The 20,758-nt window shown below is 39.7% G+C and carries 26 protein-coding genes; 17 read left to right on the forward strand and 9 right to left on the reverse strand.

The window, feature by feature from the left end; genetic code table 11:
• Positions 1-26: 26 nt before the first annotated feature.
• The 4 genes from L1266_RS16510 (at position 27) to L1266_RS16525 (ending at position 3,392) form a co-directional block, all read left to right on the forward strand.
• Positions 27-1,985 carry a methyl-accepting chemotaxis protein gene (locus tag L1266_RS16510; protein WP_194441058.1) on the forward strand — a complete coding sequence of 653 codons (1,959 nt, stop codon included), beginning with the start codon at positions 27-29 and terminating at the stop codon, positions 1,983-1,985.
• Between the two features lie 122 nt (positions 1,986-2,107).
• On the forward strand, positions 2,108-2,542 hold the full coding sequence (locus L1266_RS16515; protein WP_054552080.1) for a GNAT family N-acetyltransferase: 435 nt from the start codon (positions 2,108-2,110) through the stop codon (positions 2,540-2,542).
• A 175-nt stretch (positions 2,543-2,717) separates the two neighbouring features.
• Complete coding sequence (locus L1266_RS16520; protein WP_235377947.1) at positions 2,718-3,098, forward strand: VOC family protein; 381 nt, start codon at positions 2,718-2,720, stop codon at positions 3,096-3,098.
• A gap of 6 nt (positions 3,099-3,104) precedes the next feature.
• On the forward strand, positions 3,105-3,392 hold the full coding sequence (locus tag L1266_RS16525; protein ID WP_187491129.1) for a hypothetical protein: 288 nt from the start codon (positions 3,105-3,107) through the stop codon (positions 3,390-3,392).
• A gap of 275 nt (positions 3,393-3,667) precedes the next feature.
• Here the strand turns inward: L1266_RS16525 and L1266_RS16530 are convergent, their stop codons facing one another.
• A complete protein-coding gene (locus L1266_RS16530) occupies positions 3,668-4,474 on the reverse strand; it encodes an ion transporter (RefSeq protein ID WP_235377953.1) in 807 nt (268 codons plus the stop codon).
• A gap of 88 nt (positions 4,475-4,562) precedes the next feature.
• Here L1266_RS16530 and L1266_RS16535 point away from each other — a divergent pair, with 88 nt between their 5' ends.
• From L1266_RS16535 to L1266_RS16565, 7 genes are all read left to right on the forward strand, one after another.
• Positions 4,563-4,769 (forward strand): hypothetical protein, encoded by a 207-nt coding sequence (locus L1266_RS16535; protein ID WP_138599973.1) that lies wholly within the window; start codon positions 4,563-4,565, stop codon positions 4,767-4,769.
• Positions 4,762-5,034, forward strand: coding sequence for a hypothetical protein (locus tag L1266_RS16540; RefSeq protein ID WP_194441060.1), 273 nt, complete (start codon positions 4,762-4,764; stop codon positions 5,032-5,034). Before L1266_RS16535 ends, L1266_RS16540 begins: the two co-directional genes overlap by 8 nt.
• Before the next feature lie 2 nt (positions 5,035-5,036).
• A complete protein-coding gene (locus L1266_RS16545) occupies positions 5,037-5,483 on the forward strand; it encodes a hypothetical protein (protein WP_235377948.1) in 447 nt (148 codons plus the stop codon).
• A 59-nt stretch (positions 5,484-5,542) separates the two neighbouring features.
• Positions 5,543-5,737 carry a YwbE family protein gene (locus L1266_RS16550; protein WP_036971837.1) on the forward strand — a complete coding sequence of 65 codons (195 nt, stop codon included), beginning with the start codon at positions 5,543-5,545 and terminating at the stop codon, positions 5,735-5,737.
• Positions 5,734-6,261, forward strand: coding sequence for a DUF4240 domain-containing protein (locus L1266_RS16555; RefSeq protein WP_235377949.1), 528 nt, complete (start codon positions 5,734-5,736; stop codon positions 6,259-6,261). The genes L1266_RS16550 and L1266_RS16555 overlap by 4 nt, the downstream gene beginning before the upstream one ends.
• Positions 6,262-6,447: 186 nt before the next feature.
• Complete coding sequence (locus L1266_RS16560; RefSeq protein WP_138599969.1) at positions 6,448-6,864, forward strand: DUF805 domain-containing protein; 417 nt, start codon at positions 6,448-6,450, stop codon at positions 6,862-6,864.
• A gap of 49 nt (positions 6,865-6,913) precedes the next feature.
• On the forward strand, positions 6,914-7,321 hold the full coding sequence (locus L1266_RS16565) for a DoxX-like family protein (RefSeq protein ID WP_235377950.1): 408 nt from the start codon (positions 6,914-6,916) through the stop codon (positions 7,319-7,321).
• Here the strand turns inward: L1266_RS16565 and L1266_RS16570 are convergent.
• Complete coding sequence (locus tag L1266_RS16570) at positions 7,299-8,195, reverse strand: LysR family transcriptional regulator (RefSeq protein WP_054552089.1); 897 nt, start codon at positions 8,193-8,195, stop codon at positions 7,299-7,301. The genes L1266_RS16565 and L1266_RS16570 overlap by 23 nt on opposite strands.
• A 120-nt stretch (positions 8,196-8,315) precedes the next feature.
• Here L1266_RS16570 and hutH point away from each other — a divergent pair, with 120 nt between their 5' ends.
• On the forward strand, positions 8,316-9,809 hold the full coding sequence (hutH, locus tag L1266_RS16575; protein ID WP_138599965.1) for a histidine ammonia-lyase: 1,494 nt from the start codon (positions 8,316-8,318) through the stop codon (positions 9,807-9,809).
• 11 nt (positions 9,810-9,820) lie between these two features.
• Positions 9,821-11,821 (forward strand): urocanate hydratase, encoded by a 2,001-nt coding sequence (locus tag L1266_RS16580; protein WP_054563828.1) that lies wholly within the window; start codon positions 9,821-9,823, stop codon positions 11,819-11,821.
• Between the two features lie 289 nt (positions 11,822-12,110).
• On the opposite strand, the gene L1266_RS16585 is transcribed toward L1266_RS16580, so the two are convergent.
• Positions 12,111-12,542 carry a hypothetical protein gene (locus L1266_RS16585; protein WP_138617436.1) on the reverse strand — a complete coding sequence of 144 codons (432 nt, stop codon included), beginning with the start codon at positions 12,540-12,542 and terminating at the stop codon, positions 12,111-12,113.
• Between the two features lie 181 nt (positions 12,543-12,723).
• Here L1266_RS16585 and L1266_RS16590 point away from each other — a divergent pair, with 181 nt between their 5' ends.
• A complete protein-coding gene (locus L1266_RS16590) occupies positions 12,724-13,179 on the forward strand; it encodes a hypothetical protein (RefSeq protein ID WP_138617434.1) in 456 nt (151 codons plus the stop codon).
• A 58-nt stretch (positions 13,180-13,237) separates the two neighbouring features.
• Complete coding sequence (locus L1266_RS16595) at positions 13,238-13,711, forward strand: mechanosensitive ion channel family protein (RefSeq protein ID WP_054552094.1); 474 nt, start codon at positions 13,238-13,240, stop codon at positions 13,709-13,711.
• Between the two features lie 57 nt (positions 13,712-13,768).
• Here the strand turns inward: L1266_RS16595 and bfr (L1266_RS16600) are convergent, their stop codons facing one another.
• The 6 genes from bfr (L1266_RS16600) to L1266_RS16625 form a co-directional block, all read right to left on the reverse strand.
• On the reverse strand, positions 13,769-14,233 hold the full coding sequence (gene bfr, locus L1266_RS16600; RefSeq protein ID WP_054552095.1) for a bacterioferritin: 465 nt from the start codon (positions 14,231-14,233) through the stop codon (positions 13,769-13,771).
• Between the two features lie 11 nt (positions 14,234-14,244).
• Positions 14,245-14,718: a bacterioferritin gene (gene bfr, locus L1266_RS16605; protein ID WP_054552096.1), complete on the reverse strand. Its 474-nt coding sequence runs from the start codon at positions 14,716-14,718 to the stop codon at positions 14,245-14,247.
• 210 nt (positions 14,719-14,928) lie between these two features.
• Entirely contained in the window at positions 14,929-17,064 is a 2,136-nt protein-coding gene (locus L1266_RS16610; protein WP_138617432.1) for a TonB-dependent receptor, read from the reverse strand.
• 191 nt (positions 17,065-17,255) lie between these two features.
• Positions 17,256-17,591: a DUF3703 domain-containing protein gene (locus L1266_RS16615; protein ID WP_138617430.1), complete on the reverse strand. Its 336-nt coding sequence runs from the start codon at positions 17,589-17,591 to the stop codon at positions 17,256-17,258.
• 28 nt (positions 17,592-17,619) lie between these two features.
• Positions 17,620-18,690 (reverse strand): PepSY-associated TM helix domain-containing protein, encoded by a 1,071-nt coding sequence (locus L1266_RS16620; protein ID WP_054552233.1) that lies wholly within the window; start codon positions 18,688-18,690, stop codon positions 17,620-17,622.
• A 64-nt stretch (positions 18,691-18,754) separates the two neighbouring features.
• Positions 18,755-19,618, reverse strand: coding sequence for a cation diffusion facilitator family transporter (locus L1266_RS16625; RefSeq protein WP_138617428.1), 864 nt, complete (start codon positions 19,616-19,618; stop codon positions 18,755-18,757).
• A gap of 170 nt (positions 19,619-19,788) precedes the next feature.
• Here L1266_RS16625 and L1266_RS16630 point away from each other — a divergent pair, with 170 nt between their 5' ends.
• A complete protein-coding gene (locus tag L1266_RS16630; protein ID WP_054552100.1) occupies positions 19,789-20,166 on the forward strand; it encodes a hypothetical protein in 378 nt (125 codons plus the stop codon).
• 57 nt (positions 20,167-20,223) lie between these two features.
• Entirely contained in the window at positions 20,224-20,757 is a 534-nt protein-coding gene (locus L1266_RS22320; protein ID WP_268842780.1) for an efflux RND transporter periplasmic adaptor subunit, read from the forward strand.
• Position 20,758 lies beyond the last annotated feature (1 nt).

Below are 20,758 nucleotides of genomic sequence, written 5' to 3' on the forward strand. Positions count from 1 at the left end.
CTTAAGTGCTTAGTTGGAAGTTGGCTATGAACATTTCAAAAAAATTAAAACTCGCCTTTGCGTCAGCAATTGCGCTGCCGTTGATCATTATTGCTGTGCTTGTAATTACACAAACAAGACAACAAGCCCTCGATAGTTTCGCTGAGCTTAGTCAAAGAGAAGCGAAACAAGTTGATAACGGTATCAGTATGTTTTTTGCTGAAATAGAGAAAAACGTCAATTATCTTGCATCCCATTCCGCTATCTTAGACGCCAAGCAAGGTGTTAAAACCCATATGCAATCACCTAGTGCAGAAAAGCTTGATCATCTAAGTGGTAGTGACATCGAAAAAAACGCCTTTCGTTTATTTGATCACTTTGGTGCCACCCACCCGGGACTTGCTTATATCTATATGGGGAATGAGCAAGGTGGTTATATTCAATGGCCAGAGGGTGAAGTTACAGCGAATTATGACCCAAGAGTAAGGCCTTGGTACGAAACTGGCAAAGCAGCAAATGGTAAAACGGTAAGAACCAATGCCTATTATTGGGCAGCAGATGACATGGTAATTGTTTCTACTGTTAAAGCGATTAAGGAAGCGGGGGAGCTTATTGGTGTACAGGGCATGGATGTATCCTTGCAGGGCCTTACCGATATTATTGCGAACATTAAACTTGGTGAAACTGGCTATTTAATGTTGATTGAAGATAGTGGCAATGTACTCGTTGACGTTAAAAATGCTGATTACAGGTTTAAGCAGCTAGCACAAGTCAATAACGGAAAATACAAACAGCTCGCTGAAAATAATCAGGGTCAATTTGAAATTGACATTAATGGCAAAGATTACTTAGCGAATATTTACACCTCGCAAAAACTAGGCTGGAAATTTATAGGCTTAGTAGAAAAATCTGAAGTAATGAGTGGCGCAAATGCAATGACGATTACTATTTTAGTCATCAGTGCAATCTTGATTGCTGTATTCATTCTTGTAGCTAGCTATATTTCTAAATTAATTTCTGCACCTATTGTTGAAGTGAGTGATGGTCTAACTGAAATATCGCAAGGTGGTGGTGACTTAACAAAGCGGTTAGTGATTAAAACACGCGATGAAACGGCCAAACTGGCTAACAGCTTTAATTTATTTTTGAATTTGATTTCTGATTTAGTCACGCAAATTAATGAGTGTGCGCAAAATGTGAGTGATACCTCGGCGCAAACGTCATCACAAGCAGCGCAATTATCTGGCTCAACATCTCAGCAACAACAAGCCCTCGAAATGGCGGCCACAGCGATTAATGAAATGGCAGCGACAGCCAATGAAGTCTCTGCCAGTTGTGCCAATGCAGCCGAACTTGCATCGCAAACACAACAGGCCTCTGAGCTTGGACAAAGTGTTATATCTAAAACGGTTGATAGCGTTGTATCTCTATCTAAGGTGATCACCAAAGCAACTAAAGATATAAACCAACTCGATGCTGAAAGTGAAAATATCATGTCGATTTTAAGCGTGATAAGAGGCATCGCAGAGCAAACCAATTTGTTAGCTTTAAATGCAGCAATTGAAGCGGCGAGGGCGGGTGAGCATGGTCGAGGTTTTGCAGTTGTCGCAGATGAGGTGCGTGCGTTATCACAAAGAACCTCAGAATCGACAGAAGAAATAGCAAGCCAGTTAGATACGTTGCGCAAGATGTCTGATCAAGTGTCAAAAGAGATGACAACCAGCTTAGATCGCACAAACAAAACAGTGGAGTTAGCCCATTCAGCACAGCAACAATTTAGCGAAATAACTGCGTCTATCGTCAATATCAGCGATTTAAATACACAGATTGCCACTGCAGCTGAAGAGCAACAGCATGTAGCAGAAGACATTAACCGCAATGTTGTTGAAATAAAAAATGCGGCTGATGATGTAAGCGAAATTGCCCATAGTGCCAGAGGCAATGGTGACAAACTAAACCTGTTATCGAAAACTCTAAATGATTTAGTGGGTAAGTTTAAAGTGTAAAATACTCTTTGTTTCATATACTTTGCATGCTTTAATGGAATAAATAACTAAAGCGTGTAACGAATCATTTTGTTATTTGATTAGAAAACACAAGGCACAAAAATCCTATAAAATGGCAAATAATGAAAATAGATAGTGTGAACGCTGAAGATTACCCAGAGCTACTTGCTGTATGGGAAAACTCAGTTCGAGCAACCCATGATTTTATAACAGAAGACGACATCGCTTTTTTTAAGCCAATTATTATCGAGCAAGCGTTTCCGAATGTGACTTTAAAGTGCATTAAGGATGAGCATCAGGCAATTTTAGGCTTTATAGGCGTACATGAATGCAAAATAGAAATGTTGTTCATTTTAGATGCCGCAAGAGGTAAGGGCATAGGTAAAGCACTACTCAACTATGCAGTTGAGCAATTAGCTGCCAACAAAGTGGATGTTAATGAGCAAAACCCACTTGCGGTTGGATTTTATCAACATAGGGGCTTTAAAATTGCCTCACGCTCGCCCTTAGATGATATGGGCAAACCATTTCCAATATTGCACATGGAACTCGTGTAGGAACGGCTTCAGCCGTGAATTTAGATGTTCGGCGTTGAAACGCCTCCTACAAACTTGTATCTCGCAAACTTTACCCTTGAAACTCGTTAACTTTACTTTCGTCACTTATCTTTTGCTTAATTTAATGAACACGATATGCTGAAGCAGCGAATAAAACATTACATGGGAGTAGCAAATGAATCTCAATCAGGTGACGTTACCTGTAAAGGATATGAATGAAGCGGTGGCTTTTTACTTAACACTGGGAATGATTCAGATTGTAGATACCCCGCATTACGCACGCTTTCAATGCCCAGATGGTGGTGCCACATTTTCGCTGTCATTAGAAACTGAAGAATTTAGTAATAGTGCGGTAATATATTTTGAACATGAGCAGCTCGATGAGCTCTATGCAAGCCTTGTTGAAAAAGGCATTCGCTTTGAACAGCCACCTACTGCCCAGCGTTATTTATGGACGGAAGCAATTCTAAAAGACCCATCAGGGAATAAAATTAAATTGTATTGGGCGGGAGAAAACCGCTTAGACCCACCATGGAAGGTAGAAAAGAGAGGATGATATGTAATGAATATTACAGCAAAAGTTACATTCTTATTCTTAGATCGCCCCCCTCATGCATTTAGATATACTGGAAGTGGTTGTTACACTCGAATTTCGTATTTGAACCGTGTTGATACCAGCTGTAGACTTATTTTTGAAGAGGGTAAAGAGTTCTTTGATGGAGAAACTGCTGATATATTTATAGAAGTGTTGGATTCATCTGCTCATCAAGGTATGTATATTGGTATGCCTATTGAATTGTTTATATGTCATACAAAAATAGCAGAAGGCCAGATATCAAGCTTATTTTGAGAGTAATCCATGAATTTAAACAAGTGCTTTGAGGTTAAATGGTGGGCTAGATAACATTTATAAATAAATGCACAGGCATTATTGAATTGGGTTTGCTAGAGCATCCAGCTGCTCAAGAACAAGTGAAAGCTATAAAAGAAGAGATTATCGAGTTGGATCGTAAATATTCAGGTTGAGTTCGATTGCAAAAAGCTGCTTCATTTTTATAAATTTAAGTAGAGGCGCTAGGGTCTAGGTCCTAGCGCCTAATAGCTAAAAACTATTATCTAAAAACCTTACTGCTTTTCTTTCAGTAGTTGTTTTAGTTCAGCCATTTCAGCTTGCAGCTGAGCTATTTGCCCTTTGGTTGCGGGCATGTCGGCTTCAGATGTTTGCTCTTCACGGGCGTTACGATGCTCTTCAGACATAACTTCTAAAATCGCACCAACCATCATGTTTAAAAATACAAAGGCTGTTAAAAAGATGAAGGTTAGATAAAAAATCCAGCTGAGCTCATATACAGCCATCGTTTCATACATAACATCGGTCCAATCCTCAAACGTGGCAATCCTGAATAGGGTGAGCATCGAAATAGACACATCGCCCCACAGTACTGGGTTGATGTCAGCAAACAGCATGCTACCCATGGCGGCATAAATATAGAAGATCACGAACATGAGCAGGGCAATATAGCCCATTTGTGGAATGGCTTTTAAAAGCGAGTTAACCAGCAGTCTAAGCTCTGGGATCATAGATACAAGTCGCAACACGCGGAAAATACGCAGTAATCGAGCGATAAAAATTGTTGAGCCAGCAGCAGGGTAAAGGCTGCCCACCACGATTATAAAATCGAAGATATTCCAGCCTTTGCTGAAAAAGTCTTTAAAGCCTCGGCTTGCGATAAAGCGGATCACCAGTTCAACTAAAAAGAATACCGTGATACCTAAGTCCATCCAATGTAAGGCAAGCTCAACTGTTGGATGTAACGAATAGGTGTGTGCCCCCACAGTTAGTGCTGAAATAACAATGACAGCAATAACAAATGATTGAAAAATTTTACTTTTATCGATACGCTGAAACAGCTGTTGTAACTGCGACAACATCATATAGAACCCTTTGGTTGTAATATTTAAACCCACGCAATATACAGGAAATTGCAGCACCAATGTATAACTACATGAAGGAAATTTAATGTTTTTTAACGCTTTAAAATTAGCCGTGATTGCAACGCTTGCTGTGGTTTTATCAGCGTGTAGCTCTGATGCCCGTTATCATGAAATTCAATCAGCACGTTTAAGTGAATGCAATTATTTGGCAGATAAAGAATACCATGAGTGTGTTAAACGCCAGCAAGACAGTTACGAAGAATTTAAAAAACAACAAGCAGAACATGACTAAAACAGAAAAGCGTCTAGATAAGGTTATTCGAGTTGCTTTAACGCAAGCGTGCGAACTAGCAAAAGAGCACGTACACGAATTTTCATGGTTAACGCATACTGCTGATCTAAAAAAGCTACCGCAATCACTAAAAGTCAGTTGTTATTGTAAAGAGCTGCCGATAACTGCTGAGCAAACCCAGTTAATTAGCAGTCTAATTATCAAAGAATTGAGTGCAAAAGATTTAGCTATCAATGTAAAAGCAATTTCATTTTTAAAGGAATAATAATGTACTTAAATTTAGACCCTAAACAGATGGTTAGATTAAACCTGGCTCTTGCTGTGTTATTTATTTGTGTTGGTGTGTACAGCTTGCAATCAGATTCATTACCTATTTCAAGTTTTACCGGTTTTATATTTGCAATTGCTTTTATGGTGCAAGCCTATCGCTCAACAGAAAAATTTGCAGCCAAAACAGCCCTGAGTAAAACACTCACGACAACAGACACGAGCTTAACGGTTAAGCAGGTTTATTATGGCGAGCAAGAAAAGACTCTTGAATTAAGCCGTATTACGCAACTGAAAGTTGCTGATAACTATTTAGCCGTCATATTAGATGGCAACGGCCAAGGTTATGACTTTCAAATAAAAGGTAAAGCTGAAGCCATCACTGAACGTTTAAATGAGATATTGCCAAAGGCGCTGCTTAAAAACAGCCCAATCAAACAGGTTTAATTTGGTAAGCCAGCTGCAAATGGCTATAATCGGCAAAAATTATTGAAAGAGATATAGCAATGGCAGTGCCTACGCGTTCACAAATTTCAATTGGCTGCGAAGTCAACATTGTATTAAAACAAGATCAACGAACAGGTCAGTTAACTCAAGGTGTGGTATCCCGTATTTTAACTAAATCACCAAATCACCCGCATGGTATTAAAGTACAGCTTGATGATGGTCAAGTAGGGCGCGTGAAAGAGATTTTATCATGAGTGTTTTAAGCGAAAGTGAATTTTGGCAACTCGTGACTGCCGAAGATAAAACTGCCGAGCCTGAGTCTGCTTGTAACGCATTAAAAGCAAAGCTTACTGATTTATCTGACCAACAGCTGATGGAGTTCGATAAGCAGTTTAACCTACGTATGCGTAAAGCTTATACCTGGGATTTATTTGGCGCTGCATATGTGATGGCCGGATGTAACGACGATTATGGTTTTTCTGAGTTTTTATGTTGGCTTATTTCACGTGGTGAACAGGCTTTTTTGAAAGCGCTTGAAAACCCAGATTCAATTGCTGAGTGTACGCCTGTTTATCATTTAAACGAACAGCCTTACCCGTATTTAGATGAGTACGATTTAATTGCCGGTATGCTTTACGAAGAGCGTAATGATGACGAATTACCCTTTGTACCATCTGGCCTTGAGCAACCAAAAGGTAAACGCTTTAAAGATAAGGCCAAGTTTTTAAAGCAAACCTATCCAAATTTATACGCCAAATATTGGCAACAACCGAACTAATTAAAAGCACCTAAGGGTGCTTTTTTATGCGCTAACACTTACTTTTCTATAGCTTTCAGAAATTTTTAGTACCTATATTTAATCATTTTGTGGTATCTTATTCACGCTATATTCAGCTAATTTAACAATATAAATCAGCAAGCTAAGTTTAATTAGTTTGCTTAACACATATCAAAGGAAATGACAGTGTCAGAAAACGTATATCAAGCGCCAGAAGCAAACCTTGCTACAGCGTCAACAGAAACAACTACCTTAAGCATGAAAGAAATCTTATTTTCTTTTAAAGGACGTATTCCTCGTAAGACTTATTGGTATTCTTTCTTAGGTATTATTGTAGCTTCATTTGTTTTTATGTTCGTAGTTGCATTATTAACAGGTGGTAATGAAACAGCAATCTCTGTAATCACACTAATCTTTTATATCCCTCTTATGTGGGTTTCGCTTGCGGTTCAAGTTAAACGCTGGCACGACCGTAATAAATCAGGTTGGTGGGTACTGATTGGCTTAGTTCCACTGATTGGCGGTATTTGGGCGTTAATCGAAAATGGCTTTTTAGCAGGTGATGAAGCTGAGAACCGTTTCGGTAAACCTACTAGCTTATAAGCTTTACTGTGTGCTCTGAATATCAGAGCACACAAAACAAACGTGTCTAATGAAGCATTTAACAACGATTCAAATAGCTAGATTTATTATCAGCTTTAGTTGGCTTTATCATGGGCTGATGCCAAAACTAATTCATATTGCTCCTCTTGAATTAAAAATGACGGCCAGTTTTGGCTTCAATGCTGAAATCTCAACGCTCATCACCCGAGCAGCTGGCATAGGTGAAATTATATTTGCCGTGCTGTTTTTTATTTTTTATCGATCAATGTTAATCAATATTCTCAACATTGCTGCTTTAGTTGGGCTAGCGCTGTTTGTTGCCGTTTTACAACCCGCACTTTTAATCGAAGCGTTTAACCCTGTAACTACAAACATTGCCATGATCGCGTTTAGCCTTGTGCTAATAAATGAGCAAAAAGCTTTAAACAAAAACACTAGACCGAGTAACAACGCTTAATTTCGTCAATCATGGCATTTGCTAAAGGCGAGCTGGCATTTGTTTTTGAGGTGATCAATACCACAGGAATATCGTAGTGATATTTACTCGGTTGAATAGCTTTAAAAATACCTTTATCGACCCAGAACTGTGCGTAGTGATCGGGTAAATAACCAATAAACTCACCCGATAAAATTAAATGTGCAATACCTTCATCATGATAAGCAACAGCACTATTTTGATAGTTTAAACCGTCGTTTCGGCTTTCTTTATCACGCATGTAGTTACTGGTAATGACTTCGGCTTCTTTAATGAGCTTATCTATTTGTTTGTCTTCACACTCAAATAATGGGTGACCGACTGCGCAATACAAAAAGTTAGTTTCGTTATGTAGGGCTGTGTAATTAAGTCCGCGAATATGATGGCGGCTAACACCAATCCCCACCAACGAGCGGCCATTGGCTACTGCGGTTTCTACCTCTCGTGCCTCGCACACATTAATATCGAACTGAATGTTTTTACCTTTGCCTTTTAATCTTGCTATCGCGCGGGGAATGGCACAACGCGGGTCGCTGACCATGGTATCTATCATGGCAATACTTAAACGTCCCGATAACTCGTTTTTAGAGCTTGCTACGGTATTAGCAAAGGCTTCGCATTGCTGAAGCAGTTCTATCGATGCCTGATAAGTGATGGCGCCAGCGTCTGTAATTTCAAAACCACTGCGGCCACGTTTACATAATTTAATACCAAGCCTTACTTCTAAATCTGATAAATGCGCACTGATGGTGGAGCGGCCAATATTCAAACGTGACTCTGCGGCTGAAAGCCCGCCACACTCAACAATTGCTACAAAAACGCGCAATAAGCGCAGGTCTACGTCATGAACTTGCATAGCTCTTCTTTAAGTTCGATAAATCTGGAATGAATAACGATAATTATGCATTTGTAAAACAACTAGAGCAAGCTAGACTCCAACTAAATAAAACTTAATCCTGTTCTTTAGGAGTTATAAATGACATTTAAGTATGGTGTTGACCAATTAACGTTAGACAGCGTTAATGCTATTGCAGCCGGTACGTTACAGGCAGAGCTTTGCCAAGAAGCAATTGATAAAATTAATAAAAGCCGCCAAAACGTAGACAAAATGGCTGCCTCAGATAAAGCCATTTATGGTATCAATACGGGCTTTGGCCCATTATGTGATACACAAATTTCTCCAGAAGAAACTAACCTTTTACAAAAGAACTTATTGATCACACACGCTGTTGGTGTGGGTGAGCCAATCGCTAAACCTATTTCAAAGCTGATGCTAATCACCAAAGTACATGCATTAAGCCAAGGTTTTTCAGGTATTCGTTTAACCGTTGTTGAGCGTATGCTTAAGTTTATTGAACTTGATATTATCCCAGTTGTTCCAGAGCAAGGCTCAGTAGGCGCATCAGGCGACTTAGCACCGTTATCACACTTATTCTTACCTCTTTTAGGTGAAGGTGAGTTTTGGGTAAACGACACAATCAAGCCAGCAGCAGAGGTATTAAAAGAGCATGGTTTAGCGCCTTTAGATTTACATGCTAAAGAAGGCCTAGCATTAATTAACGGTACTCAGTTTATTTTATCGCATGCCATTACTGCGCTTACTAAAATGCGTTACTTATTAGACCTTGCAGATATCGCAGGTGCTATGAGCATTGAAGGTATGCAAGGTAGCGAATCACCGTTCCGTGAGGAGTTACATGCAATTCGTGCTTTTAAAGGTAATGTTGAAGTTGCAGCACGTATGCGTAGCTTTTTTGCAGGCTCTGAAAACATGGCTTCACACACTGATTGTGACCGTGTTCAAGACCCTTACTCATTACGTTGTATTCCACAAGTTCATGGTGCATCGCGTAACGCGTACTACCATTTAAAAGAGCTTGCTGAAACAGAAATGAACTCTGTAACAGATAACCCAATTGTGATCAGCGAAGAAGAAGCCATTTCGGGTGGTGGTTTCCACGGTCAACCACTTGCTATGGTATTAGATTACGCATCAATCGCAGCGGCAGAGCTTGGTAACATTGCTGATCGTCGTTGTTACTTACTGCTTGAGGGCTTACACGGCTTACCACGTTTGTTAACGACATCGGGTGGCTTAAACTCTGGCATGATGATCCCGCAGTATGTGACTGCGGCATTGGTAACAGAAAATAAATCATTGTGTTTCCCACCATCAGCAGACAGCGTACCAACATCAATGGGGCAAGAAGATCACGTATCTATGGGTAGTATCTCTGGTCGTAAGTTAAACCAGATTTTAGGTAACCTTGATAAAATCTTTGCTATTGAGCTGATGTATGCAGCGCAAGCAATCGAATTTAGACGTCCTAACAAGTGTTCAGACATCATCGAAGAAAACTTTGCGCTCATTCGCAGCAAAGTTGCCAAACTAGAAGAAGACCGCTTACTGAAGCCAGACATTGATGCCATGGTAGAACTTGTTAAATCGCAAGCGTTTAAAGTTAACTAAGGGAGCAAACAATGACTTTTCAAGAACAAATTAAGCAAGGTATCCCGAGTGTATTGCCAGAGCCAAAACCGTATCCAAGTGATGCAAACCGTGCTCCAAAACGTAAAGACATTTTATCGGCTGACGAAAAGCAATTAGCTATTCGTAACGCATTGCGTTATTTCCCTAAAGAATGGCACAAAGAATTAGCCGCTGAATTTGCCGCTGAGCTTAAGCAATTTGGCCGTATTTACATGTATCGCTTTAAGCCTAACTATGAACTTAAAGCGCGCTCAATTAGCGATTACCCGGCTAAATGCGAACAAGCTGCCGCGATCATGTTAATGATCGACAATAACCTTGATCCTGCAGTAGCACAGCATCCTGAAGAGCTAATCACTTACGGTGGTAACGGTGCGGTATTCCAAAACTGGGCGCAGTACTTATTAACTATGAAGTACTTAAGCGAAATGGAAGAAGACCAAACGCTACACATGTACTCGGGTCACCCTATGGGGTTATTTCCATCATCAGTTGAAGCACCGCGCGTGGTTGTAACGAACGGTATGATGATCCCGAACTATTCGAAGCCGGATGACTGGGAAAAATTCAATGCACTGGGTGTAACCCAATACGGTCAAATGACTGCGGGTTCATTTATGTACATTGGCCCACAAGGTATTGTTCACGGTACAACCATTACGGTAATGAATGCGTTCCGTAAAGTGCTCGAAAAAGGCGAATCACCAAAAGGTAAGATCTTCTTAACTGCTGGTTTAGGCGGTATGAGTGGTGCTCAGCCTAAAGCGGGTAACATTGCTAACTGTATCACCGTATGTGCTGAGGTTAACCCTAAGGCGGCTATTAAGCGTCATCAACAAGGTTGGGTTGATGAGCTAATTGATAACATGCCAGAGCTTGTTGAGCGTGTACGTACGGCACAGCAAAATGAAGAAGTGGTTTCAATTGCCTTTATCGGTAACGTGGTTGATGTATGGGAAAGCTTCTTAGCAGAAGATATTTTCATTCACTTAGGTTCAGACCAAACTTCACTTCATAACCCTTGGTCAGGCGGTTACTACCCGGTTGATATCAGCTATGAAGAGTCAAATCGTTTAATTCGTGAAGAGCCAGAAGTATTTAAAGAAAAAGTACAAGCGACGCTTAAGCGCCATGCCGATGCTGTTAACAAGCACACGGCAAAAGGAACTTACTTCTTTGATTACGGTAATGCGTTCTTGCTAGAGGCATCACGCGCTGGTGGCGATGTAATGGCTGAAAACGGTATTGATTTTAAATACCCATCATATGTACAAGATATTCTTGGCCCAATGTGTTTTGACTACGGTTTTGGCCCATTCCGCTGGGTATGTACGTCAGGTAAACCTGAAGATCTTGATAAAACAGATGCGATTGCTGCAGACGTTTTAAATAAAATCATGGCAGACTCGCCTGAAGAGATCCAACAGCAAATGCAAGACAACATCACGTGGATCAAAGATGCGAAGCAGAACAAGCTCGTAGTTGGTTCGCAAGCTCGTATTCTTTATGCAGACGCACAAGGCCGCGCTGAAATCGCTAAAGCGTTTAATGATGCCATTAATCGTGGCGAAATTGGTCCGGTTGTTCTTGGGCGTGACCACCATGATGTAAGTGGTACTGATTCACCTTTCCGTGAAACATCAAACATTTATGATGGTAGCCGCTTCACAGCAGATATGGCGATTCACAATGTAATTGGTGATGGTTTCCGCGGTGCTACTTGGGTATCTATCCACAACGGTGGCGGTGTTGGCTGGGGCGAAGTGATCAACGGCGGTTTTGGTATGCTACTCGATGGTAGTGAAGCTGCCGAGCGTCGTTTGAAATCTATGCTCTTATTTGATGTAAACAACGGTATTGCTCGTCGTAGTTGGGCGCGTAACGAAGAAGCTAATTTTGCGATTAAACGTGAAATGGCTCGTACCCCTAAGCTTAAAGTGACCTTGTCTAATAACGTTGATGATGAAGTTTTATCAAACTTAGATTTCTAAGTTGTGTCAATGCAAAAAGGCCATGTTGTAAGCGCAACATGGCCTTTTTTATTGCCAAAAATTATTAAATAGCGCATCGTTTGGGAGGCGTTTTTACGCTGAACACTAAAGGTTCACGGCTGAAGCCGATTCTATGTGAAAATTTCCACGGTTTTTGTCGCCATAAATGACGACCTACAAGGGCACTCGTAGGCGTGAAACGTGTTTCGCGCGTTTGTATTTAAAAAGTAGCAGTATAAAGCTGCTGCTACTTAAGGTGCATGGTCTCAAACATCATTGACTCGCAACTTTAATCATCTTTCTTAGCTTTTTTCGCGAGAATTTCGACTTCGGCTTTTTCGGTTACACCTGCCATACTCAGGGCTGTGCTGCCTACCGATTCATATTCAAGTTTGATTTTATCGAGTTTGGCGTCGTTTTTGTCAGGTAAACTTAAGCTACGTGATGACATTCCTTTGGTTAAAACACCAAGGTTATCAAACACCTTTTCTTCACCGGTATTCATAATAACTTTAATTTTCTTAAGATTCACTGTGCCATGAGTACATTTAATTTTAATATGGCTGTAACGACTGCTAGTGATTGGGTTAACAGTATCGGTTTCGCTTTTGTAGCTTACCTTTTTCTCGGCAATCGATTTCCATTCGCCATCACTCGCCAGGCTTTGCATGCTTGTTAAAGCAAGAAATGTCGTTAAGGTAATTAGTTTGATTAATTTCATAAGATTCCCTCCAAAGATGTCACTTTAAAATTTATAGCATATAAACAGCTTCGTTTCCTATGAGAAGTTAAATCACAGAACTAATTTCATGTTTTAGTCGTATTAACTAGTAGGTAATTAATTCACCAACCATAATCAGCATGCTATGCTAGTTAAGTGTCTATAAGTTTATGGATTTTCAATGAGATATTACTTTTGTTTAGTGTTTTTTTTGTTTTCAACATCGTCTTATGCAAGTGCTTTGCTTGATGTAAAGCCAAGCAATAAAACGCAGTTTTTGGCTTTGATAAAAGATAAACAAGGCAATTATAAAGTAAAAGAGGATAGCGATGCGGTTTGCCAAAACGCATCCTTTGCATTGATAAAAGAGCCTACGCAAGGCTTTAGGTTAGGAACATTGATCGACTTTAGTGACTTACATAACGGAACCCAGGTGAAGAAAATTCCTAACTATTGTGTTGTCAGTTCGAAGTTAAAATACTTTGTAAATGGCATTGTTAGAACTAAGCGCTACTTTCGCTGTGATAATGAGGACGACAACGGTTCAACAACTGAAGATTTGCGTTTTAAAGATAATGGCATTATCACTTATACACTGAGTAAACCTGACGTGTCTTGTGTGTTTGAAAAGCAATAATAGTTTGCCTCATACAATTTTAAGCCTATGATGGCTTTATTTTTTAACTGATAATTCTATGACTAGCCAATTTATTCAAGCATTTTTAGTGCTTGCTGCTTTTTATATAGCAAGCCTTATTATTGACCGCGCTATTAAACAGTTTCAACGTCGCTTTGATTCAACCGCTCTTGAAACTTTCCGGCTGATTTCTAACTCGCAGCGCGCTATTTTATTATTCATTGGTATTGTGCTGGCATTATCGAAACTGGGTTTTGACGTAGCCGCGTTAGTTGCCGGTTTAGGCCTAACAGGCTTTGCTTTGGGTTTTGCGTTGAAGGATGCTATTTCAAACCTAGTAGCAGGTGTCATGATTGTGCTTTATAAACCCATTAAGCTTGGTAATTACATTGAAGTGAGTAATTCAAAGGGCACAGTGATTGACCTTAATTTGCGCTATATCACAATTAAAGGCGAGGGAGCGGTGCATTTAATTCCTAATTCTTTGATTTTAAGTAATAAAGTGTCAATCATTGATCGCGAAGACGATTAATCACAAATTTCAGCCATAAAAAAAGCAGCCTAGGCTGCTTTTTTAAGTTTTAGCAAATTACATTTGAGATTGCAGGTAATTCTCAAGCCCTGCGGTTTTGATTAACTGCTGCTGTGTTTCAAGCCAATCAATCTGTTCTTCTTGCTCATTTAAGATGTTATCTAGCGCTTCACGGCTGATGTAATCTTTTTTCTCTTCAGCAAGTTTAATTGCCGCTTTCAGATCAGGTAATGAATCAAGTTCAAAGCTCATATTCGCTTCGATCATTTCTTCAGAGTTTTCACCTATACGTAGGCGGCCTAAATCTTGTAAGTTTGGTAAACCTTCTAAAAACAAAATACGCTCAATTAAACGGTCGGCGTTTTTCATTTTTTGAATAGATACTTTGTAATCAGCTTTGTCTAGTTTTGAAAATCCAAAATCTTTAAACATACGAGCGTGTAAAAAGTATTGGTTAATACCTACTAATTCATTCGCTAATACTTTATTAAGTGCAGCAATGACGCTTTTATCACCTTTCATACAATTAGCCTCTATTCGCCCATTTGAGATTGATGGTAGTTTTGGCTACCAATTTTGTCGATTAGACCAAGCTGTTGTTCTAACCAGTAAACATGATCTTCTTCTGTATCAAACAATAGCTTTTCAAGGACTTCGCGTGATTGATAGTCTTTTTCTTGTTCACAGATAGCAATGGCTTCTTTAACACAGTCAACCACTTCTAGTTCAAGTGTTAAATCATTTTGCATCATGCTCTTTACGTCTGAGCCAATTAATAGGTCACGACGCTTAGTCATGTTTGGTACGCCTTCTAAGAACAGAATACGTTTGATCAACCAATCAGCGTGATCTTTTTCTTCTTCCATTTCGTGGTTAAGGCGCTCATACAGCTTATTTAGGCCCCAATCGTCATACATACGAGAATGAATAAAGTATTGATCTATAGCAGCTAATTCGTTTGCGAGTAGTTTGTTAAAACTATCTATGACTTTTTGGTTACCTTTCATAATGCTGTCCTCAAATTCCAAGTTGCGGTAATTGTAGTATATAAAAACAAGATTGCAAACTTTTTCCTTTGTAAATCAGTTGTTTACTATTGATTGTGATTCTCGTTTAAGTTTGCGTTAATGGTTGATAAATGAACAGTTTATCGTTTCTATTTTTAAATGAAAAAAGCCCTTACTAAGAAGGGCTTGTTGTTCTAAACAAAGTTTAATTTAGAAACTATAGGTTGCACCAAGTGTCACAGTGGTACCTAAACCTTTAATGTTATAGCCACCGTAGGTGTATGACTGGGCACGGGCAGGGTAGTAATCATTGTTAAATAGATTTTCTACACCCATAAACGCTTGCCAGTTATCGCTAAAGTTATAACGGCCGCTTAGGTTGAACAGGTTGTAACTGCTAATTGGCCCTTGGTCGCCAACATAATCGCCGTCTGTATTTGGTTCAAAGCGTTTGCGTGAACCCACATATAAATAACTCACCGTCAGTGATAATTCATCATTAGGCTGCCAGTTTAAGTTAGCAGTGCCTTTTGGTGGGCTTATTTGGCGCGAACCTAAGTAAATGTCGTCTTCGGTGTTTTTACCTTCAACATAGCTGTAAGTTGCAACCAGTTTTAGAGTTGGATTAATTTTATAATCAACTAATGTTTCGTAACCCCAAATCTCTTGCGGTGCACGTACCGGCTCATACACACCAGTTACTTCATTAAAGCTATTCGTGGTGCCAAATTCTGATGTACTGCGATAGGCTGCAAATTCAAAACGTAAGTCATCAAACTGTGAGGTAAAACCAATTTCATAGTTATCGATGATTGATGCTTCTGTTTGAATTAAGCCAATATCATTTACCGTTGCTGCACGTAATAGGCGGCCAATATCTGAGATATCAGAGCCTTGTGAATAATTGGCAAACGGGCTGAAGGCCTCAAGTAAATTGTATTTCACACCTACATTATAAGTGGTTGCATCATAATCTATGGTGTCACCCTTTACACTAAGCGGCACTGAGCACTGTGTTTCTGAGCGGCAAAGCTTTAAGGTTTCATAGTCATCAACGGTTAAATCAATGCTCTCTTGGCGCACACCCGCTTTAATAACTAAATCATTATTGATAACCCATTTTGTTTGTAAAAAGCCAGCAAGGCTTTCCATATCCATTTCTGGTACCCAAACACGGCCATCTACAAGTGGCTGAGACGTCACATCATTCAGTGCATCTAGGCCATAAATGAAGGTAGCTTCAACATTGTCAAAATCTACAAGGGTATTAAAGGTAGCGCGCGCCCCTTTCTTTTCAGAGCGAATAATTGATTGGCCGCCTTCGTAGCCTTCGTCTGGGTTAGCTAGGTTGGTAGAAAAGAAAAACACGTTCTCAATGTCTTGCATGTAAAGATCGAGCGTCATTTGGGTATTAGTAAACAGGGCATAGTCTGTGTATTTTAAGGTAATGTTTTCGTTACCATCTGGGCCTTGTGGTTTACCTTTCTTTTGCAGCTCTTTAGGTACATGAATGGCATAGGTTTTTTCGCCATCGTTTAGGTTACCAACTACGTCACCTAAATCGGTTTTTTGTTGAGAGCTAAAGTAGTTATAGCTAAATTGCAGTTGCTTCTCATCGTCAAAATCATAACCTAGTTTGGTGAAGTAGTTTTCGGTTACTGCATCAGATAAACCATACTGTAAGCCAAGAATATCGCCTTCTGCGTCACGTTGAACACCATTTTCTTCGTAACTTGCGGTGAATAAATAGCTAATTTTATCAGCACGACCATTAATTGCCGCGGAGACACGGGCACCAGCGCTTTCTTCTAGTTTTACTGCACTAAAGCGTGAAGATAGGCTAATTTCACCTTCAGGCTGACCATCACTTGTAGCCTGCTTTGTGATGTAGTTAATAATGCCGCCCGATGCACCATTACCATAAACAGAGGTAGCCCCTTTGATCACTTCAATACGTGCAATGGCACTTGGGTCGAGTGTTTTGACCCCTAACGAACCGTTTCTGAGTGGTGTAGATTGTGGCACACCATCAATCATCACAAGTGGTGCACGGCCACGTAAACTCTGACCTGTATTACTCGAACTACCTGTATCAGGTGCAAGACCAGGTACCATTTGCGCAAGTAAGCTTTGTAGTTCTGGATTAACTTTTAAATGCTCTTCAATTTGCTTTTGGCTAATAATCGTGACAGAAGCGGGTACTTCATCAATGCTTTCAAATACACGGCTGCCCGATACAACAACGTGTTCCATTTCTTCTGCGGTAAGTTTTTTATTGATGGCATTATCAGCAAATGATTGGCCGCTAATTGCAAGAGCGACCAGAGTAAGTGAGGTTTTTAACATGCTTGTCCTTGTTAAATCGGTATTTATTTTGTGATTGTGCGGCAGTCTAAATGTAAAGAAGTGTAAAGGCAAGGCTAATGATAATTGTTTGCAATAATTAACAGTGTTGTTTAGTACCTACTTTTTTAAATTAGTTATTAAGCAAATAGCTATTAGGTTTAGCAAGAAGAACGATGTATTTTTAGCTGGCACTAGTTTAAAAAGCGTTTTAAGTCGTCAGGTATAGGCATTGGTTTGAAAGGGCTAACATTAGTGCTGCCAGTGTTACCGAGTGGTACCCAAATACGCGAAAATACAATTGAAGCAGCCATACGAACAAACTGACCAATTATTTCCTTGGTATTATGGGTTTTAAAACCAATTTTACACATCCACCAATGTGAGTAAGTGTTCGGAATAATATAGCTTTGACCGAGAATATGAGCCCGCTCTAAGTGATAAAAAGCGGTTGTGTAATCTGCTTTCTTATAACTCGTTTTAGCCAATATCATTTCGGTGTTAAAGGCATTTTTGAGCTCATTATTCATGGCGAATGGTATGTTTAGTAATGGTTGTTTATTTGTAATGCCGTTTGTACCAAAAGTAAACACCTGAAATCGTGAAAAACAACGGTGATAAAGCAAATAGTAACCACAGTAATTGCACGATAGAGCCTGCAAAATCACCAATATGAAACTTATATTTAAAGTTCCATGTTTGCGTGGTCCATGAGCTTTGGCTGGCATCATAGCTTGCAACAATATCTGCTGAATATGGGTTCGCCCATACCCAACTATAAGCATGGCTTTCACCCGGGTTCTCTATTCTAAAACCTATGTTATCAGTTGGTTTTTTCGGTAAATAAATTCTAAACAACTTACCCTCAGGAAATACAGTTTGTGCGTTATCAAACGCTTTTTGCACTTGAAATGGCGTAGCATCTAAAGGGGGAATAACGGCTGGTGGTTTTGGTCTATCTTCAACTGTACCTTGCATCACAAATTCTAATACGGCTTTGGTTTGTGGCTTCCAGTTAAACGCCATACCTGTGTAAGCAATTAAAATGAGTGGAATTAAAAAATACACACCCAGAACGGTATGTAGCTGATACATTAACACTCTGAATTTTGCTTTACGCTTAATAGCCAAACGTTTAATACGATTTTTTGGCTTAACCCAAATATAAAAACCGAGCAGAATCTCAAAAATGAGTATTAGAGCACATACCGAAACCCAATTTCTTAGCGGGCGGTTCTTATCGGCATCTTCATAAAGCAACCAGCGGTGCAAAGCCATGGTAAAACCATAAATCGTGCTGTAGTAATCGTACTCATGTAGAACTTGACCATTGTATGGGTTAACACTGACATAGCGGTTATTAGCTAACTGTAATTGCCAGGCAAGATCACTGCGCTGCTCAGGCATTAACAGGGTAACCGGTTGTTTAGTTGAAGCTGAAACATGTTTTATGAGGCTATCAAAATCAAGTGCTGAAGCCGCTGGTGTTACAGTCCATTTATCGCTTTGAGTAAGGTATTGAATGTCTTTTGCGTAAATAAGCAACGCACCGGTCAAACTTAAACAAATCAAAAATAAACCGCTTACTAAGGCAAGCAATAAATGCGTACGACGTAACCACAACTTCAACAAGGTTTGTTCCTTCAGTTTGCTGTTAAAACAAAACTGAATAGTAAATGATAACGCGTAACATTTACACTAAAACTTGTTCAATGGTGCAGCTTTCAATTGCAAAGTTATCATGCAAAAAGTGACGTATTTCATCGTTATTGATGTTGTGCTTGGCACTAAACTTTAGCTCGCAATGAACGTGATGATCGTCTATTTGCCACGTTTTGAGATAATCAATATCAGTAATTGCAAATTGGGTTTTGAGCTCAGTAATAGCTGCTGTTAAAGCAAAATTATCAGGGGCTGCCTGCATCAATATTTTACTGCTCGCTATTAACAGCAAAACACCATGGTAAATGACATACAAAGAAATCAGCATAGTGGCAATTAAATCAACAATATACCATTGATAAAGAATAATTAAGGTACCTGCTATGATCACCACCACTGAAGCTAATGCATCAGACACATTATGTATAAACGCAGCACGAATATTCATGCTGTCTTTAGCACCTGCTTTGTAAGTTAAAAGAGCGGTGACAAGATCAACAACTAGCGCAAAACCCGCAACCCAGATGATGATCCAGCCATCAATGGGCTCAGGATTTAAATAGTTGGAGATAGCTTCAACAATTAAGTAACCACCAATCACAATTAAACTTAAACTATTAAATAAGGTTGCTAAAATTTCAGCGCGTTTATAACCGTATTGATAACGATCATTGGCAGGTTTGGCACCAATTTTTCGGGCAATTAGGGCAATGAATAACGACGAGGCATCACTTAAATTATGCAGTGCATCAGCAATTAACGATAAACTGCCAGAAACAAGGCCGCCAATCACCTGAGCGACAGTTAATAACACATTGATTGCAACTGCCAGCATGAGTTGGCGGGTGCTTTGGTTATTTGTATCGTGATGATGGTGGTGGTGTCCGTGTCCCATAAAAATACCGAGTTATTGATTTGCTTTATTTTTATACCATGCGTGCCGTGGTATTGAAATGTTTGTAATGCATTGTTCGTGTACAGATTATAATTTACTGTTCAAATGCCGGTGGATTTGTTAATTTAGCGCCGTTGTACCAATTTTTAGTTCTAATTTTTAGGCTCAATGTGAAAGCTGCATTTATTATTTTGATTAGCGTATTATTGCTCCAGCCACTGCTGGATAGCTTTGATGTGGCCGATCATAATGCTGCGTTTAATCACACCTCGGTACTGTTATCAGAAGAAATTGACCTTGAAGCCCATTGCGCAGCCAATGGCGATCACCAGTTACATCAATCAGAGCATGCCGAGCTTAGCAAACAGTTGTCTGACTCAGCCGAGAAAGGCCATTGTCATGTTTGTCACAGCCCTGCGTTTGTTGATTCGCTGCAATTGTCTGAACCTACTGATGTTTATTTCGCTAAAATTGAATCACTTGATTTCAACTTCAAATCGGCTGACTTAGCACCGCTACATCGCCCACCTATTTTAGCTCTTACTTAATCAAAAACCCTTTTTTAGATTTTTTGGGCTTAGCCCATTTTAAGTAAGAGACACTCTATGTATTTAAGAAATTTTATGCGTTATGCATTGCTGTGCGTATGCTATATGACTGTGACAAATATTTATGCGACAGAACAAGCGCATAACCACCAAGAAAATGAGCAAGCTGAGCATGCTAATGAAGTCATTTTAACTGAGCAGCAACAGCAACTCGCTAATATTAAGGTTGAGCGCCTTGTACTGAAAAAACACAAGCAAACCTTGTATGCACCGGGCGAAATTAAAGCCAATGGCTACGCCAGTTATGTGGTGTCACCACGTGTTGATTCTATCGTTGTAAAACGCCATGCCTTATTAGGGCAGCATGTAAATAAAGGAGACTCTTTAGTCACTTTATTTAGTGGCGAAGTGGCTAGCCAGCAAACAGAATTTAGATTAGCAGAAGCCGAGTGGCAACGCGTTACTAAAATGACCGCAGGCACAGTCAGCGAAAAACAAATCTTAACTGCCAAAGCCGAGTATGAAGTGGCTTATAGCCGATTAGTTGCCTTTGGTTTATCAAAACAAGCTATTGTACAAACACTCACATAAG

The organism is Pseudoalteromonas sp. Cn5-37, assembly GCF_021532495.1.
Lineage (GTDB): Bacteria > Pseudomonadota > Gammaproteobacteria > Enterobacterales > Alteromonadaceae > Pseudoalteromonas > Pseudoalteromonas simplex.